Source organism: Rufibacter latericius (assembly GCF_003721515.1).
GTDB classification, from domain to species: domain Bacteria; phylum Bacteroidota; class Bacteroidia; order Cytophagales; family Hymenobacteraceae; genus Nibribacter; species Nibribacter latericius.
The window spans coordinates 31,893-49,653 of the sequence record NZ_RJJD01000013.1; the positions used below are offsets into that span (position 1 = coordinate 31,893).

General features: G+C 53.7%; 15 protein-coding genes. 5 read left to right on the forward strand and 10 right to left on the reverse strand.

Going from position 1 to position 17,761, the window contains the following annotated elements; all coding sequences use genetic code 11:
* Positions 1-76 precede the first annotated feature (76 nt).
* The gene (locus EFB08_RS16845; RefSeq protein WP_123128138.1) at positions 77-1,060 is read right to left on the reverse strand and encodes an aldo/keto reductase; all 984 of its coding nucleotides are present in this window, start codon (positions 1,058-1,060) and stop codon (positions 77-79) included.
* Positions 1,061-1,080: 20 nt separating this feature from the next.
* Complete coding sequence (locus EFB08_RS16850; protein WP_123128139.1) at positions 1,081-1,932, reverse strand: aldo/keto reductase; 852 nt, start codon at positions 1,930-1,932, stop codon at positions 1,081-1,083.
* A gap of 175 nt (positions 1,933-2,107) precedes the next feature.
* Between EFB08_RS16850 and EFB08_RS16855 the strand changes: the two genes are divergently transcribed.
* Complete coding sequence (locus tag EFB08_RS16855) at positions 2,108-3,004, forward strand: helix-turn-helix domain-containing protein (RefSeq protein ID WP_123128140.1); 897 nt, start codon at positions 2,108-2,110, stop codon at positions 3,002-3,004.
* A 238-nt stretch (positions 3,005-3,242) separates the two neighbouring features.
* Positions 3,243-3,575 carry a YnfA family protein gene (locus tag EFB08_RS16860; RefSeq protein WP_317125607.1) on the forward strand — a complete coding sequence of 111 codons (333 nt, stop codon included), beginning with the start codon at positions 3,243-3,245 and terminating at the stop codon, positions 3,573-3,575.
* 19 nt (positions 3,576-3,594) lie between these two features.
* Here EFB08_RS16860 and EFB08_RS16865 read toward each other — a convergent pair whose 3' ends face one another.
* The 6 genes from EFB08_RS16865 to EFB08_RS23365 all read right to left on the reverse strand — a co-directional run bounded on the left by EFB08_RS16865 (position 3,595) and on the right by EFB08_RS23365 (position 12,558).
* Positions 3,595-5,604 (reverse strand): heavy metal translocating P-type ATPase, encoded by a 2,010-nt coding sequence (locus tag EFB08_RS16865; protein WP_123128141.1) that lies wholly within the window; start codon positions 5,602-5,604, stop codon positions 3,595-3,597.
* Positions 5,605-5,614: 10 nt separating this feature from the next.
* Entirely contained in the window at positions 5,615-5,989 is a 375-nt protein-coding gene (locus EFB08_RS16870) for a DUF3703 domain-containing protein (protein WP_123128261.1), read from the reverse strand.
* 59 nt (positions 5,990-6,048) lie between these two features.
* Entirely contained in the window at positions 6,049-6,441 is a 393-nt protein-coding gene (locus EFB08_RS16875) for a Fur family transcriptional regulator (protein ID WP_317125608.1), read from the reverse strand.
* Positions 6,442-6,476: 35 nt separating this feature from the next.
* Entirely contained in the window at positions 6,477-7,682 is a 1,206-nt protein-coding gene (locus EFB08_RS16880; protein ID WP_165864939.1) for an efflux RND transporter periplasmic adaptor subunit, read from the reverse strand.
* A gap of 25 nt (positions 7,683-7,707) precedes the next feature.
* On the reverse strand, positions 7,708-12,096 hold the full coding sequence (locus EFB08_RS16885) for a CusA/CzcA family heavy metal efflux RND transporter (protein ID WP_123128144.1): 4,389 nt from the start codon (positions 12,094-12,096) through the stop codon (positions 7,708-7,710).
* Positions 12,097-12,243: 147 nt separating this feature from the next.
* Positions 12,244-12,558 (reverse strand): DUF6660 family protein, encoded by a 315-nt coding sequence (locus EFB08_RS23365; protein WP_317125609.1) that lies wholly within the window; start codon positions 12,556-12,558, stop codon positions 12,244-12,246.
* 395 nt (positions 12,559-12,953) lie between these two features.
* On the opposite strand from EFB08_RS23365, the gene EFB08_RS23370 reads away from it, so the two are divergent.
* The 3 genes from EFB08_RS23370 (at position 12,954) to EFB08_RS16900 (ending at position 16,421) form a co-directional block, all read left to right on the forward strand.
* A complete protein-coding gene (locus tag EFB08_RS23370) occupies positions 12,954-13,256 on the forward strand; it encodes a DUF6660 family protein (RefSeq protein ID WP_317125610.1) in 303 nt (100 codons plus the stop codon).
* An 88-nt stretch (positions 13,257-13,344) separates the two neighbouring features.
* On the forward strand, positions 13,345-15,534 hold the full coding sequence (locus EFB08_RS16895) for a TonB-dependent receptor (protein WP_123128146.1): 2,190 nt from the start codon (positions 13,345-13,347) through the stop codon (positions 15,532-15,534).
* 92 nt (positions 15,535-15,626) lie between these two features.
* Positions 15,627-16,421 (forward strand): cation transporter, encoded by a 795-nt coding sequence (locus EFB08_RS16900; protein ID WP_123128147.1) that lies wholly within the window; start codon positions 15,627-15,629, stop codon positions 16,419-16,421.
* Between the two features lie 332 nt (positions 16,422-16,753).
* Here the strand turns inward: EFB08_RS16900 and EFB08_RS16905 are convergent, their stop codons facing one another.
* A complete protein-coding gene (locus EFB08_RS16905) occupies positions 16,754-17,020 on the reverse strand; it encodes a hypothetical protein (protein WP_123128148.1) in 267 nt (88 codons plus the stop codon).
* A 128-nt stretch (positions 17,021-17,148) separates the two neighbouring features.
* Positions 17,149-17,661, reverse strand: a complete 513-nt coding sequence (locus EFB08_RS16910) for a JAB domain-containing protein (protein ID WP_123128149.1) — start codon at positions 17,659-17,661, stop codon at positions 17,149-17,151.
* Positions 17,662-17,761: the final 100 nt, after the last annotated feature.

Here is a 17,761-nt window from a genome sequence, read left to right on the forward strand (position 1 = left end):
AAGAACCCGGGTGAACGGTAAGTAGAACGATTTTCTCTTTACCAGCTCTTTTATACATTATTGCACTTGCTACGGCCTAACGATTAACCATCTTCTGGGACTGTTCTGAATACCTGCCACCCTGCACGTCAATCTTTGATACAGCCAGATTGATTTCCATGAGATCGTCAGTACTAAGGGTGATCCCTGCTGATCCTATATTTTCCTCTAAACGGTGTAATTTGGTGGTACCAGGAATAGGGACAATCCACGGTTTTTGGGCCAGTAGCCAGGCAAGGGCTATTTGGGCGGCGGTTGCATTTTTTTCTTGTGCCATCGTGCCCAGCAAACTGACCAAAACCTGGTTGGCATTTCGGTTCTCCTCTGAGAAACGCGGAACCGTATTGCGGAAGTCGCCCTTGTCGAACGTGGTGTTCCCGTTGATTTTCCCGGTAAGGAACCCTTTCCCGAGTGGGCTGAAGGGCACGAAACCTATTCCCAGTTCTTCCAGGGTCGGCAGTATCTCTGCTTCTGGCTCCCGCCACCAAAGTGAGTACTCGCTTTGCAGCGCCGTTACCGGTTGGACGGCATGTGCCCGGCGGATGGTCCCGGCGCCTGCCTCCGAAAGGCCGAAGTGCTTTACTTTCCCTTCTATGATAAGATCTCTGACCGTTCCCGCGACATCCTCAATGGGTACGTTGGGATCCACCCGGTGCTGATAGAACAGGTCAATAGCATCGGTCCTCAGGCGTTTCAGCGCCGCCTCTGCCACTGCCCTTATGTTCTCGGGGCGGCTATCCAGCCCTAAGGCAGTTTTACCCTCCTTGAAACCGAATTTGGTGGCGATTACCACCTGGCTGCGGAACGGCTCCAATGCCTCGCCGAGTAGTTCTTCGTTCACGAATGGGCCATAAGCCTCGGCCGTGTCAAAGAAAGTGACACCGCGCTCAAATGCGGCCCGGATGAGTTTTAGTGCCTCCTGCCTATCTGTTGCCGGGCCATAACCAAAACTCAACCCCATACAGCCAAGACCCAGGGTAGATACTTCCAAGCCGCTTTCACCTAATATTCTTTTTGGCATGTTTTCGTCTCTGGAGGGTTTTAGATGTCGAGTTTTCTTTCCCCGAGCCATTTAACCATAGCCGGATCGCGGTGGTCGAAGAAGCTGCTTGCTTTGGTGTCCAACGCTTTGATGGCCTCCAGATCCTCTGAACTTAGGGTAAAATCGAGGCTATCGAAGTTCTCCTCCATCCGTTCCCTGCGCACTGATTTTGGGATGGCGATTACGCCCCTCTGGGTGAGCCAGCGTAGGATCACCTGGGCGATTGTTTTACCGTACTTATTGGCTATGGAAGCCAAAAGCCCGTTTGAGAAGATGTCGTGTTTTCCTTCGGCAAACGGTCCCCACGATTGTATCTGCACCTGGTTCTCCTCCAGGAACCGCTGCGTCTCTATCTGCTGGTGGAAGGGGTGCGTCTCAATCTGGTTGACCGCCGGGGTAATCTCGTTATGGACAATCAAGTCAATCAGCCTGTCCGGATGGAAGTTACTTACGCCGATGGCCCTTACTTTCCCCTCTTTGTACAGGTCCTGCATGGCCCTCCATTCACCATATACATCACCATAGGGCTGATGGATGAGATACAGGTCCAGGTAATCCAACTGTAGTTTCCTGAGGGAATCCTCAAAGGCCTTTTTCGTCCCTCCGTACCCGTTGGACTGGATCCAAAGCTTGGTGGTGATAAACAGGTCTTCCCTTGCCACCCCGCCTCTTTTTATCGCTTTACCGACGGCTTCTTCATTCATATAGGAAGCTGCCGTGTCAATCAGGCGGTAGCCGGTCTGGATAGCTTCGTACACGCTTCTCTCGCACTCCTCTGGGTCAGGGATCTGGAACACCCCGAACCCCAATAGGGGCATTTCCACCCCGTTATTCAATTTGACGGTTTCCATAGTCTTCAATCTATTTGTACTTTGACATTATTACTACGGCAAAGGTATGGGGCCGTATACACCTGGGTGTTATACAGATTACGGGTATCCATACCATTATTACTGATTGGGGCAGGGCTCTCAGGTTAGAGGAGGGTAAAACGTTATTTTTGAAGGGCTTAAACCAAATGAGATCATGGATAACCTGAGAAGATTCGAGACGGTAGGCGATTACAACGCCTTCAACAACCACGGGACACTGCACCCGCTGGTGAGTGTGGTGGATTTATCCAAGGCAAGCCCCAGGGCAGCCTCCAACATGTTCTTCGGTTTCTACACCATCTTCCTGAAAGAGGTGGTATGCGGGGATTTGCGGTATGGCCGGGCTACCTACGACTACCAGGAAGGGACGCTGGTGTTCATAGGCCCGGGACAGGTGGTCACGGTTGACAGCAGCGGGGAGGTCTACCAGCCGAAAGGGTATGCCCTTGTTTTTCACCCTGACCTGATCCACGGTACCGACCTAGGGCGGCACATACAGGATTACTCCTTCTTCGGCTACCAGTCCAATGAGGCGCTTCACCTCTCGGAGCGGGAGCGGAAAATCGTTTTGGACTGTTTTTCGAAAATCGAGTATGAATTGGAGCATGCCGTTGACAAGCACAGCAAACGGCTCATCGCCTCCAACATCGAGCTCCTGCTGAACTACTGCGTCCGCTTCTACGACCGCCAGTTCATCACCCGCGACAATGTCCACAAGGGAGCTCTGGAGAGGTTCGAGAACCTTCTGAACGAATATTTTCAGACAGACAAACCACAGACGATCGGCCTACCATCCGTAGCCTACTGTTCGGGTGAGTTGAACCTATCGGCCAACTATTTCGGGGACTTGATCAAAAAAGAAACTGGGAAAACCGCGCAGGACTACATCCAAGCGAAGGTGATTGACGTGGCCAAGGAAAGGGTATTTGACCAAAGCAAGTCCGTTGCCCAGATTGCCTATGAACTGGGCTTCAAGTACCCCCAACATTTCACCCGCTTGTTCAAGCAGCGAGTGGGGTATTCACCGAATGACTACCGGATGCTCAATTAATAGGTAGTTCACCTATCCGATAACCGTTATTATGATAGACAGAAGATTCCCTTATCTATAATGGTCATTATATTCAAATGGCAGTCAGCAGTCACTGCTGCTATAGCCCAATTTAGCTTTACAAAGTTGCCGTTTTCCGGGAAGGCTATATATGGTTTATGTATATTTGACTTTAGATCTTGTCGTGATACGATATCAAAATAGGTATCATTGCATAAATAGTTTCTGAACTAGAACTGTGGTGGATATACTAAAGTCCTTTGGGATCTTTTTCCTGGCGGGTCTCTGTGAGATAGGTGGTGGCTATCTGGTCTGGCTTTGGCTTAAGGAAGACAAACCTTTATGGTATGGCTTGCTGGGCGGCGTAATCCTGGCCCTGTACGGAGTGGTGGCCACTTGGCAGACCGCCAGCTTTGGGAGGGTATACGCTGCCTACGGTGGTGTTTTCATCGTGATGGCCCTGGTATGGGCCTGGAAAGTGGACGGCTTCAAACCGGACCGGTATGATATCATCGGCGCACTGATAGCCTTACTGGGGGTGTGCCTGATACTGTACATGCCCAGGAAATAATGGGCATGTACATAAGTCCTTAAAACTTCATCCGCTGGATTCTGATGGCGTTCAGAATAGCCAGAAAAGCCACCCCGACATCAGCGAAAACGGCTTCCCACATGGAGGCCACGCCAAACGCCCCGAACGCCAGCACCAGTGCCTTCACCCCGAAGGCCAAGCCAATGTTCTGCCAGACAACGCGGTTCGTGCTCTTCCCTATATTGATGGCCGTAGCAATCTTGGAAGGCTGGTCGTTTTGAATGACTACATCGGCGGTTTCGATGGCCGCATCAGAGCCTAAACCGCCCATGGCCATGCCCACATCGGCCAGCGCAATGACCGGGGCATCATTGATGCCGTCTCCCACGAAGGCTACATTTCTCCCTTCCCTCTTCAGGGCCTCTACCTTGCTTACCTTGTCCTCCGGTAATAACCCGCCGAAAGCCTGGTCAATATTCAATGATTTTGCCACTTTCTGCACGATGGAATCCTTATCCCCGGAAAGCATGACAATGTTTTTGATACCCAGCCCGTGCAGCTGCCCGATAGATGCACGGGCATCCTCTTTTATTTTATCCGCAATGATGATGTATCCGGCATACTGGTCATTAATGGCCACCAATACGATGCTCTCCACAATGGCATCAACTTCCGACGGGTACCCCACCTTGAATTTTTTCAATAGCTTGCCGTTCCCTACCAAAAGGGCTTTTCCGTCTACCGTCCCTTTCAGGCCGTGGCCGGAAATCTCCTCTACATCCGCTATGCTTTTCTGCCGGTAGCTGTTTCCGGCATGGGCCACCACCGCCAAGGCAATGGGGTGCGTAGATTTGCTTTCCAGGGCCGCCGTAAGGTCTAGAAACTCGGCTTTCTCTATCCCGATTGCCTCTACCTCCTGTACTTGGAAAACGCCCTCTGTCAAGGTTCCGGTCTTGTCCATCACCACCGTGTCCACCTTGGTCATCAGGTCTAGGTAATTGGAGCCTTTAAAAAGGATACCGTTCTTGGAAGCTGCCCCAATCCCACCGAAATAACCCAGGGGAATAGAGATAACGAGCGCACATGGGCAGGAAATCACCAGAAAAATCAAAGCCCGGTAGAGCCAGTCGTTGAACACATAGTCCGCTACAAGAAAGTACGGAACAATAGTGAGCGCCACCGCCATGAACACCACCACTGGCGTATAGACTTTGGCAAAGCGGGTAATGAATTGCTGGGTTTTGGCTTTGCGGCTACTGGCCTGTTCCACCAATTGCAAAATCTTGGAAAGGGCGCTGTTTTCGTAGGTAGAAGTTACCTTTAACTGGACAACCTGGTCCAGGTTAATCATGCCGGCCAGCACCTTCTCCCCTTTGGCTTTGGTGTCCGGTTTGGATTCCCCGGTAAGCGCCGCCGTGTTGAAAGAAGAGCGCTCGGTGAGCAATTCGCCATCCAAGGCAACTTTCTCGCCGGGTTTTATCTCTATGACGTCGTCGATTCTAACCTGTTGCGGATTAACGGGAGTTACCTGGCCCTGCTGCACCAAGCCAACAATCTCCGGTCGGTTATCTATCAGAGCCTTGATGGATTTTCGGGACCTGGCTACGGCTGCTTCCTGGAAATGCTCCCCGATGACATAGAACAGCATCACCGCCACGCCCTCGGCGTATTCGCCGATATAAAACGCCCCCAGCGTAGCGATTCCCATCAAAAAGAACTCATTGAAAACTTCGCCTCTCCCGATGTTTCTGGCGGCATGTACAAGAACTTTGCCTCCTACCAATAAATACGCGGTGCCGTAGACTCCTATCCGGATATAGTCGGTAAACCAGTCCACTTTGAAATAATCCAGGGCGATTCCGGTTAAAAGCAGCACCAGACTGATAATGGTAGGGACATAAGAAGCACCCTCGTGCTCTTCGTGCCCTCCCTGCTCACTGGCTTTACCGGCAGGCACCTCACCTTGCCCGTCGGTTTTAGTAGGCCCCGGCTGTTCAGCAGTCCGGGGAGAGGTAATCTCCATTGGCTTTAATGGAGCGCTTGGGGTATTATCTTCATTTGCTTTCATGATTCTAAGTTTAAGAATTAGGACTTGCCTGCCGTATGATAGCCTGCAAATCATTGGGAATAGGCATCGGTTTCAAGGCAGGCACATTGGCTCCGCCGGTGTTCCCGACAGGTATTTCCCCCGCCCAGGATTTTATGCCGCCCACCAGGAGCCGGGGAATCTGCCCCAGTACCTCCTTCATATTCCGTGTTTGCATCCCAAATTGGAGCATCTTGAAATGCACGGCAGTATGCTCAATGGGATAAGGCTGCCCCAGAATATGAGCCCGTTCCAGATGTGCCCAGGCCTTTTGAAGGTCTTCCTTTCGCAGACATCCTTGGTAAGCGTTTAACTCTTGCCGGTAAAACGGACGCAGTGTTTTCGGCATTTCCCAGTTGAATTTCATAGTAACCTCCTCATTATAAATCAAAGGTAGAGCCGAATACCCTGCAACTGCATTGCATTTTAGCCGCTGCATGTATCGCAGGTGCCTTTCACGATAAGGTTTACTTCCTCGGTTTTGAACCTCTCCGGCAAAGCGATGTCAGGAATACGGGACTTCGGCAGGCAGAACGTCTCGCGGCATTTGTTACAGAAAAAATGCACGTGCAGGTCGTGGTGTTCCTGTGGGTTGCAACTGTCTTGGCAGAGGGCATACTTGACCGCTCCGCTGCCATCATCAATGCTATGCACCAAACCTTTCTCTTCGAATGTCTTTAGGGAGCGGTAAAGCGTTATCCGGTCCGCCCGGTCAAAATAGGTTTCCAAGTCACTAAGACTAACCGCAGCCGATTGTTTTAAAAGGTAGTCCAGCACCAGCAGCCGCATTGCGGTTGGCCGGATTTCCTTTTGATGCAAAGTTTTATCTAAGTCCTGTAGCATTAAGCAAGATATTAATGGCCTTCACCTTCTTCCTCGGAGTTCCGCATCTTGGCCAGCAGGGAATAGGCTCCCTTCGTCACAAAGTTTGCCTGACTGGTATCTATACCGGCAGGCAGGGCTACCTGAACGAAACTCTCGGCTTCCGCCCCCTTCTCAATTTGAACCATCCGAAACTTCTTCATTACCGCTTCGCCTTCTTTTTCCTGGCCGGTATAAAGGAATATATAATTCAGGCCGTTATCCTGCACCACGGCTTCTTCCGGAAGAGCCAATACCTGGTTCCCGTCCAGCGCTACCTGGGCCTGCACATACATTCCCGGTACCAGGTCTTTGTCTTCCTCTTCCATGTGGGCATGCACCCGCACGGTGCGCTCTCCGCTGATTTCCTTGCCAATCAGGTAGATGGTAGCCTCATGCTGGGCAACAGTCTCATTGGGAAGTGAATAGCGAATCTTCTGTCCTTTTTTAAGGGAGGATACATTCTTTTCAAATACCGTCAATTCCACATGCAGATGTTCGGTGTCCGCTATCCGGAACAGCACATCCGTGGGGTTCACGAACTGGCCTACATTGGCATTGATGTAAGTGACATACCCGTCTATGGGAGAATAAAGAGGCAGGATTCGCCTGATTTTACCCTCCCGCAGGGAAGACGGGGCAATGCCTACAATCCTGAGCCGCTCGCCCAACGCCTCCACCTGAGACCTGGCGGCTCTGTACTCAGCCGTGGCTTTTTGGTAGGCTTTGGCGGAGGTTACCTGCTCCTGGGACAGTTCCTTCTGTCTTTGGTAGTCCTGCTCCAGAAAGGTAAGGCTGCTTTTTGCCTCCAGGTATTCCTGCTGCAGCGTCACAAACTCCGGGTTTTCGATACTCGCGATTTGCTGCCCTTTCCGGACCCGCATCCCCTCCAGCAGCTCCGTGCTTTTCACATAACCGCCCAAAGGGGCACTCACGGAGGCCATGTTCTGCGGGGGCAGGTCCAGCTTTCCGGTTAAAGTCAGAATATTGCTCAGGTTGCGCATTTGGGGCTTTCCTAATGCGATACCCGCGACACGGTATTGTTCCTGGGTCAGCTCTGCCGCCTGCGGGCCTTCTTCGTGTTGTTCTTCCGCCTGTGCCTCCCCGGTTTCCTGTGCCGGTTCGGATTCGTCCCCGCAGGAGGAGAAAAGCAAGAGGCCTAAGAGGAATAGCAGGTATATAGGATTTATCCTTTTCATGGAATTTCGGTTAAGCCTAAGAAGGCTACTGTTTGTTATCTGTGATGAATTGTAGTTCAATGACTGCCTGGTCATACTTGTAAAGCGTCTCCAGGTAATTCGCCCGGATAGCCAAGGCTCGGTTCAGGTTCAGGAGGTATTCCTGGTAGTTAATCTCACCGGCCCGGTAAGCCTTGGTGGCTTGGTCAATGATGAGTTGCGCCTGGGGCAGTGCGGTGCGTTCGTAGTACCCAACGCTGGCCTGAAATTTCAGGACCTGCTGATGGGCTTCCTCCCCCTGGGCCTCCAATCCGTTCCGGAGGTGTTGCAGGTTCTGTTGCGCAATCTGGGTCTGTACTTTTGCCGCCTCAATACGTTTTCTCTGCGGCTTTGCCCAGATTGGGATTCCTACCCCTACCATCACTTCATGGGGCGCTTCCATGTCCACGCCTCCGCCAATTTCGCTACTGCCCCCTCCCAAGGTCCGGTTGGTGTAGCCCAGTTTCAGGTCCGGCAGCAGTTTTGCCTGTTCCAGGCCGGTCTCTGCCTCCCGCACCGCTACCTGTTGCCGGGCCAGCTGTAACGCTGGATTCTGTTCCACTAGCTGGAGGGTGGCATCTGGTAAAGGCAGCCGGTTGAGCGTTGTGTCAGCCGGGGCCACTAAGCTGTCTGTTACCAGCAAAGCCTGCAGACGGGCCTGAAATACTGCCTGGTCGGCTTTTGCCTGAAACACGTTATTCCCTACTTCCGCCAGCTGGGTTTCGGCGGTCACTTTTTCCAGCAGGTTGGTTTCCCCGGTCTTGAGCCGTACCTGGGCGGCGCGGAGAAACTGGGAATACAGACTATCCTGGTAGGCGAGCAATTGCAGTTGGGAAAGCGTGTACACCAACCCGTAGTAATTCAACCTTACCTCGCGGACGATTTCCCGCTGGCGTTGGGTCAGGTTTATCTTGCTTACCTCTACCAGTTCTTCCGCCAGTTTCGCCTGCCTAGTAAAAATAGTCGGGAAAGGCAGGGACTGCGTAACGGATACCTCATGGTCATACTGCCCGGACTCCAGCTTCCCGGTGGAGAATTGCAACTGGGTTTTCTCCACATCATAAGCGGAGCCTTGCAGGCTCTGGCTGCGCCTGATACCGAGCCTCACCGCCTCTACGGATGGGTTCTTTTCCAGGGCCCGGTTCACCGCCTCTTCCAGGGAATAAATTTTAGCTGGCTGCTGCTGGGCTTGTGCGGGAACGGAACTCACCGCCACGGCAACTATGCTAAGGATAAATATGGTCAAGGCTGCCGATAGCCCACCACCTTCACGGCTATTCTCCTTCTTTTTCATAAAGTAGCTTTCAATCAGAATATAAAGGACGGGCAATACCACCAAGGTGAGCAGGGTGGAGGTCACCAAGCCCCCGATCACAACCGTGGCCAATGGCTTCTGCACCTCAGCCCCTGCCGAGTTGGAGAGGGCCATGGGCAGAAACCCTAGGGAGGCCACGGCAGCCGTCATCAAAACCGGACGCAAGCGCACGGCGGTGCCGTTCAGCACTACCTGTTTCAGGTCCTGAATCCCCTCTTCCTTCCGTTGCCGGTTGAACTCGGCAATCAGCACGATGCCGTTCAGCACGGCCACGCCGAACAGGGCGATAAACCCGACCCCGGCTGAGATGCTGAAGGGCATTCCCCTAAGCCACAGCGCCAATATTCCGCCAATGGCAGACAGCGGAATGGCCGTGAAGATGAGCAAAGAATGCCTGACAGAGCCGAAAGTGAAATAGAGCAACAGGAAAATAAGCGCCAGGGCCGCCGGAACGGCCACCGAGAGCCGTTTGTTGGCTTCCTGTAGGTTCTCAAACTGGCCTCCGTAGGTCATAAAGTACCCGGTGGGGAGCTGCACCTGCTGGTCTATTTTCTGCTGTACTTCCTCCACCACGCTGGCAATGTCCCGTCCCCGCACGTTAAAGCCCACGATGATGCGCCTTTGGGCATCCTCGCGCTGAATCTGGTTTGGGCCTTGCCGGTACTCGATATCTGCCAGCTGCTCCAGCGGGACCTGCACGCCGTTGGGGGCCGTGACATACAGCTGCCGAACGCTGGAAATGTCTTTTCTTTGCTCTTGCGCCAAACGCACCACCAACTCAAAGCGGCGGTCTCCCTCATACACCATCCCCGCACTCTGCCCCGCGAACGCGGCGTTGAGGGCCTGGTTCACCGTCTCCACGTCCAGCCCGAACTTGGCAATCTGGCTGCGGTCAATATCCACCACAATCTGCGGCAGCCCGGAGACCTGTTCCAGGTACAGGTCCTCAGCCCCCTCCACGGAAGCCACCACCATGCCCACCTCCTTTGAAAGCCGCGTCAGCTGCTCCAGGTCCTCCCCGAATATCTTGATGCCTACATCCTGGCGTACCCCGGAGATAAGTTCATTGGACCGAAGCTGGATGGGCTGGGATACCCCGAAGGTAACCCCTGGGATAGTTTCCAGGGCTTCCGTCATCTTTTCGGCCAGCTCCTCCCGCGTGTCGGCACTGGTCCATTCGTCTTTGTCCTTTAGGAGAATGGTGACATCGGCGGATTCCATGGGCATCGGGTCAGTGGGAATCTCGGCGGCCCCGATTTTGCTGATGACCTCCTCCACCTCCGGAAACCGCTCCTGGAGTATCTTGGAGGCGAGGGACACTTTCTCTATGGTTTCCGAAAGGGAGCTGCCGGTCAGCAGCCTGGTCTCCAGGGCAAAATCGCCTTCTTCCAGGGTAGGGATGAACTCACTGCCCATGCGGGAGAAGATCACCAGGCTAAGGCTGAAAAGCACCACGGCAGCGATGATGACCACGGCTTTCAGCCTCAAAGCACCCGTTATGAGCGGGCTGTACATCCGCTGGAAGAAGTCCATCATCCGGTCAGATATATTCCGTTTGTGGGTGGTGTTCTTGCTCAACAGCAGGGCCGACATCATGGGCACGTAAGTGAGCGAGAGCAGGAAAGCCCCCAGGATGGCAAAGGAGACGGTCAGCGCCATCGGGCGGAACATCTTGCCTTCTATGCCCACCAACACTAAGATAGGCAGGTACACAATCAGGATGATGATTTCCCCGAAGGCGGCGGATGTCCTGATTTTACGGGCTGAATCGTACACCTCCTCGTCCATCTGGGACTGGGTCAATCGGCCACTGCCCTTCAGAACTAAGTGGTGCATGGTCGCTTCCACAATGATCACCGCCCCGTCCACGATAAGGCCGAAGTCGATGGCTCCCAGGCTCATCAGGTTGCCGGACACGCCAAAGAGGTTCATCATGATAATGGCGAAGAGCATGGCCAGCGGAATGACGGAGGCCACCACCAGCCCGGCCCGGAGATTGCCCAGGAAAAGTACCAGGACAAAAATGACAATCAAAGCACCCTCTATCAGGTTGGTGGTGACGGTGTCCATGGCCCGGCCAATCAAATCACTCCGGTCCAGGAAAGCCTCTATCTCCACGCCCTCGGGCAGCGATTGCCGTATTTGGTCCATTCGCACTTTCACCCGCTCCACTACCTGGTTGGTGTTCTCCCCTTTCAGCAGCATCACGATGCCGCCTACCGCTTCCCCTTGTATATTGGTGAGCGCACCGTAGCGGTTGGCGCTCCCGAACTGGACCACGCCAATATCGCCGATGAGCACCGGCGTGCCGTTGGAGGTGCTGCTGACCACTACTTTCTTTATCTCATCCAGGCTCTCAATCAGACCCTCGCTGCGGACAAAGTAGGCGTTGGGCTTTTTATCGATGTAGGCCCCCCCGGTGTTTCCGTTGTTCCGCTCCAGGGCCTCCAGCACATCGGTGATGCTCAGGCTGTGGGCTTTCAGCCTGTCCGGGTCAAGGGCCACCTCGTACTGCTTCAGAAACCCACCGAAGCTGTTCACCTCCGCCACACCGGGCGTACCGAGCAGCTGCCGCCGCACGATCCAGTCCTGGATGGAGCGCAGTTCCATGGCGGAGTATTTTTTCTCGTAGCCAGGCTTCGGGTGCACCACGTACTGGTAGATTTCCCCCAATCCGGTGGAGATGGGGGACATCTCCGGGCTCCCCACCCCCGGCGGGATTTTCCCGCTGGCCTCGGAAAGCCGCTCATTCACCTGCTGCCGCGCCCAGTAGATATCCACCTTGTCCTTGAAAACGATGGTTACTACCGAAAGGCCAAAACGGGAGATGGAACGGACCTCATCGACTTCGGAAATGGTGGCCATAGTCTGTTCCACCGGGTAACTGATAAGCCGCTCCACCTCCTGGGCCGCCAGTGAGGGGCTGGTGGTAATGACCTGTACCTGGTTATTGGTGATATCAGGCACGGCATCAATAGGAAGCTGCGTAAGGGAATAGACACCCCAGATAACAAGCCCCAAGGTGAAAATACCGATGATGATTTTGTTGTAAATAGAGAAGTGTATTATGCGGTCAAGCATAGTTTATGGCTTTAAATCAAAATTCCAGGATTCTTCTGCCAGACTAAACCGATGCCTTTAAACAGCCATTAGGCGGAATATAGGCATAGGCAAAGCCGTGAAGCTTCCTTGGCGGAACTTCACAGGGCAGGCAAAAACAAATTCGGTTTAAAGCTTTGGCGGTTGCCAGATAGAAAAGGAAAGGGTGGGGACACTGGCTACCCGATGAACCGGTACCGGGATGGTTACCTTGAAGGCTAAGGGGCTTGCTTTCTGGGTAACGGCCTGCAACGCGAAACCGGCGCAGCAACTGCAGATACACAGCGGGGAACATAAATCCGCAGCCGGGGAGTGGTCTTCCGAATCAGTGTTTGGGTTGATGCTGGTTTGCGCAGGCGTATCTACCCTTGGTGCCGCATCGGCACAGGGGATACATGACATTACTGTCATGAATACGCTCAGAAGGATAGCAAACCATTTCATCTACTGCAAATCTAATAAAAACCATTTGCAATCGTATTGCATTTTATGAAAGACACGGGGCCACTCTTTGTCGCAAAAGGTAACTCTAACTATTCCCCTCATATGTAATGTAAAGCCGATAGCCGCTCTTATGATAAACAGGCTCAAGCCTTACCCTTTCTTGTGCAGGGAGGCGCTAACTAAAGGGAAGAAATACTCAAACTAACCGGACGGCAACTCAGCCACTGAATCATTTCCATCGCTCAAATGAAAATCCCCTAAGTGCATTAACAATTAGTCTGAGCAAGAGTTCACCAAGAAAATACTGCCTAGTGGGGCAAAGAAGCCCTGTAGCGGTCTATTAATATTAACTCAATATTTACACTTCGTAAAGGCTATGGGTGTATATTTGCTAAATGAAAGCCTTTGCGATCATATTGGCACTTTTAGTATTCACCCTCTCGGTGTCCCCGTGCTGCGCAACCGACAACTGCGCCGACGAGGTGGCCAATACCGAACAAAAGGACACCCGTTCAGATGACTCGGGTCTCTGCTCTCCTTTCTACACTTGCGCGGCCTGTCTGGGCTTCACCTTGCCAGGATTGGCCTATGAGCCGTCCATCCTCCTAATTCCTACGCTCAATTATCCTGCAGGAGTCAAGCTAGGAGTATTCTCCCAATTCCCCCCTTCTATCTGGCAACCTCCTAAGGTCGGCTAATGCTTTCAAGCGCAATTTAACCCAGCACGCCGCTACGGGGGTGGTTGATCGCGCATCCCTATTTTTCAAAAGCATTAGTTTATCATCCATGAAGAAATTTATTCTCGTGCTGCTTATCGTGATGAGCGGCACACTGGCGTATAGCCAAAATATCCTGAGGGCCATTGTCAAGGACAAGGAATCAGGAACCCCACTGATCGGCGCTACCGCGTCAGTAGAGGGAACCAGCTTAGGGGTCAGTTCCGACGCGGAAGGCCGACTGCAACTCACAGGAATCCCTGATGGCAGCCAGATCATCAAGTTCAGCTACGTCGGATACGAAGACAGGCGAGACACCCTTCTCTTTCCGCTTCCTACGGCAGAACCAATTACGGTGCTGCTGGAACGCGGCGGCGAGGAACTGGAGGAGGTGGTGGTCAGCTCCACACGAAGCAGCCGAACCATAGAGGACGTCCCCACGCGGATAGAGGCAATCACGGCGGAGGAGCTGGGCGAGAAGGCCAACATGAAGCCGGGGGATATCCGCATGCTCTTGACCGAAAGCACGGGCATCCAGACGCAGCAGACCTCAGCCACCAGTGCCAACGCGGGCATCCGAATACAGGGGCTGGAGGGCCGCTATACCCAAATCTTGCAGGATGGCTTCCCGCTCTTCTCGGGCTTCGCCAGTGGCCTGAGCATCATGCAGATTCCCCCGCTCAACCTCTACCAGGTGGAAGTAATCAAAGGCTCGTCCTCTACCCTGTACGGCGGTGGGGCCATCGCGGGGCTGGTCAACCTGATCACCAAGAAACCTACGGAGGCGGGCGAACTCAGCTTCATGGGGAACGTCACCAGCGCGAGAGGACTAGACCTGAGCACCTTCTATGGCAAGAGGTTCGGCAAGTTGGGCGTGACGGTCTTCGCGTCGCGCAACACCACCGAGGCATACGACCCTGCCGACATCGGCCTCTCGGCCATCCCAGAGCTGGAGCGGTATACGCTCAATCCGATGCTGTACCTCTACCCCACTGACCGCACGCGGATCTCACTGGGCCTGAATGCCACGGTGGAAGACCGCCTCGGCGGCGACATGCGCTATCTGGACGGCGAGACGGAAAGCGGCTTTTATTTCGAGCGGAACGACACCCGCCGCTACTCCACCCTCTTCAACGCCGAGCACAGGCTGACCGACAAAGGCATGCTCTCGGTGAGGAACAGCGTCAGCTTCTTCGACAGGGAAATCACCATCCCGAACTTCAGGTTCCAAGGCGGTCAGGTGTCCAGCTTCACGGAGGTTTCCTACAACCTGCGGGGGGAGAAACACGAGTGGGCCTTGGGGGCCAACCTGTGGACGGATCGGTTCCGCGAGGAGAACGCGGGCATCGCAGGTGCCAGAAACTATGACTTCACGACGGTGGGGGCATTCGCCCAAAACACCTTCACGCCCATGGAATGGTTTTCCGTGGAGACTGGCCTGAGGACGGACTACGTCACCCCGTCTCCCGCGAACAAGGCCAAGGGGCTGTTCGTGCTGCCGCGCGTCTCTGCCCTGTTCAAGATCACCGACAAGCTTTCCTCCCGTATCGGCGGCGGTATGGGCTACAAAACGCCCACTATCTTCACCGAGGAGGCGGAGAGAATCACCTTCCGCAACATCCTGCCTTTGAACATCGGCCAGACACAGGCCGAGACTTCTATCGGCGGCAACGCCGATATCAACTACTCCACCGATATCGCCGAGGGGTTCACCTTCAGCGTGAACCACATGTTCTTCTACACCTACCTTAACAACCCCTTGCTCCTGTCGCTACGGCCAGACAACCTGTATGAGTTCAGGAACGCCGACGGCCATATCGACACCAAGGGCGTGGAGACGAACCTGAAATTCGGCTACGGCTTTGCCAAGCTCTTCCTCGGCTACACCTACACCGACGCCAAGCAGCACTTTGACGGGTCTCAGGAGGACATGCCGCTCACGCCTAAGCACAGGGTCAACACGGTGCTCATGCTGGAGAAGGAGGACAACTTCAGGATCGGCCTGGAGGCGTATTACTTCAGCCCGCAGCGGCTCTCGGACGGTACCCGTGGCCAAGCCTACTGGTTGAACGGTTTGATGGTGGAGAAGATGTTCGGGAAAATCTCCCTGTTCCTCAATTTCGAGAACTTCCTAGACGTGAGACAGACCCGTTTCGGCAATATCTACTCGGGAACTATCACTGATCCAGTTTTCAATGAAATTTACGCGCCGACAGAGGGAAGGCTGATCAACGGCGGCATCAAGCTTAACCTTCTTTAAAACTCATTGGGAAATAACACCCCGGGGACTCACCTGTTCCGCATGGATATTGGACGTGGGGCTGCGGCATTCCTATCAACCATACCAATACAATGGAAAAATCAACCTTCAAAATACAACAGATGGACTGCGCGGCGGAAGAGAACCTCTTGCGCATGAAGCTGGATGGGATAGACACGATCAAAGGCTTGGACTTTGACCTTCAGAGCCGTCAGCTCACGGTACTGCACAGCGGCGGGCTAGGGATTATAGAATCTACCATCGGCGGGCTTGGCTTGGGTTCATCGCTCCTCTCCACGGAAACAACAGAACAAGAATTGGTTGAGGAGGATGCACAGGCCCAGAGAAAACTCCTCTGGACGGTGCTGCTCATTAACTTCGGGTTTTTCTTAGTCGAGATGACCACGGGGATTTTCGCCAAGTCCATGGGGCTCATCGCCGACTCTTTGGATATGCTGGCGGATGCGTTGGTGTATGCCCTGAGCCTGTTCGCGGTCGGCAGCCCCGTGGCAAGGAAAAAGGGCGTGGCGAGGTTGAGCGGATACCTCCAGCTCACGTTGGCGGTGGTCGGTTTTGCGGAAGTGGTGCGCAGGGTCATCGGCGATGAGCCTACGCCAGATTTCCGCACCATGATCGTGGTATCGGTCCTAGCCTTGGTCGCCAACGCGATTTGCCTGTACCTGCTCCAGAAAAGCAAGAGCAAGGAGGCGCACATGCAAGCCACCATGATCTTCACTTCGAACGATATTATCATCAACGGCGGCGTGATCCTCGCGGGCCTGCTGGTGCTTTTCACTGGTTCCGCGATACCAGACTTGGTGATCGGGGCGATCGTCTTCGTGATTGTGATCAGGGGGGCGGTAAGGATTTTAAGATTGGCCAAATAAGAAACGGGACAAAATATTATAAGCACTCCCCTCAGAAACGCCCTATTGAACAAATCCTGAATCATCCGCGCAACTGCCTTGGAGGAGTAACGTCCTTTAATTTCCTTGATCCTGTCCCACTAAAAACGCATTCGCTGGATACAGATAGTCTTCGGATTCGTCAGGAATGCCACCCCAACATAGATCACTTACCCAGCGATTGGGTGGGGGGGGAATTTACTTTCCAAGGCAGCCGTAAGTGCAAGGAACTCCGCTATTGACCATCGTCATTAAACCTGGCAGAAGGGAAGGGAAAAACATCCCGGGCCCAAAGCACGGGCCGCTGCCGAACATCAGCCTTCCGGTCCGCTGCCGGCTACTCCGTCCTTGGTGACCGAAATATTTCTCAGATAGGGCTCCAGGTTACGGAGGGTACGAAAACCGCGTACCTCCCTGACCTCGTTCCTTTCCCGGTCATAGAGCACCTCCGCGTAGAAGGTGCCCATGTGGTACAGGTTGCCCCTTCCCGCGCAGGTGGCCAGAAACTCCCCCTCCCGGAAGACGGACTCGGCCCGTTCCCCCTGCCCTAACCGGATGAAATCATATAAGCTAAGAGGCATCGTTTTCACTTTTCAGTGGACACAGCTTTCCCTTATGCCCTATTGGGAGAAGAGCATAAGGGAAATGGGAGAAACAGAACCGAAAGAAGCTCCCGCCGTCAGGCGGGCGGCTCCCTCCGCTCTTTGGCTTACAGCTCCCCATCATCGGCAAAGGAGTAAAAGGCGTCTAAGGTCAGGATGATATGGTCCAGTACCGCAATGTCCATATGGGCGGCGGCCTCCTTTACCCTTTTGGTCATGGTCTTGTCGGCCGCGCTGGGCTGGGTGTTTCCGCTGGGATGGTTGTGGCCCAGGATGATCGCGCTGGCACAGGAGAGAAGGGCAGCGGCCAGAATGAGTTTTATGTCCACCACGGTGCCCGAGACGCCCCCGGTGGAGACCCCGTACTCCGCCAGGACCCGGTTGTTGCGGTTGAGCAGCAATACCTTGAACTGCTCCACAAACTCAATTTTGTCCGTCTCCCAGTTCTGCCGGAAAGCAGCGGCGCAGTCCTCCGAGCAGGTGATTCTCCTTAACTCGGTGATAGGCCTTCCCACTCGGTAGGACAGTTCTATCTGGGGAACCCCCACCAACTCGTTTTTTAAGGCACAAAGTCCTTTGCCTTTATCTCGGTCGAATTCCGTCAAGAGTGAAAGTTGCATAAGAGGTTGTTTTAAAGGGTTGTAAATTACTGCCTTACCTATATATATATACGTTTAGTACTTACATTAGATACATTACGTATATATTTATTTATACACA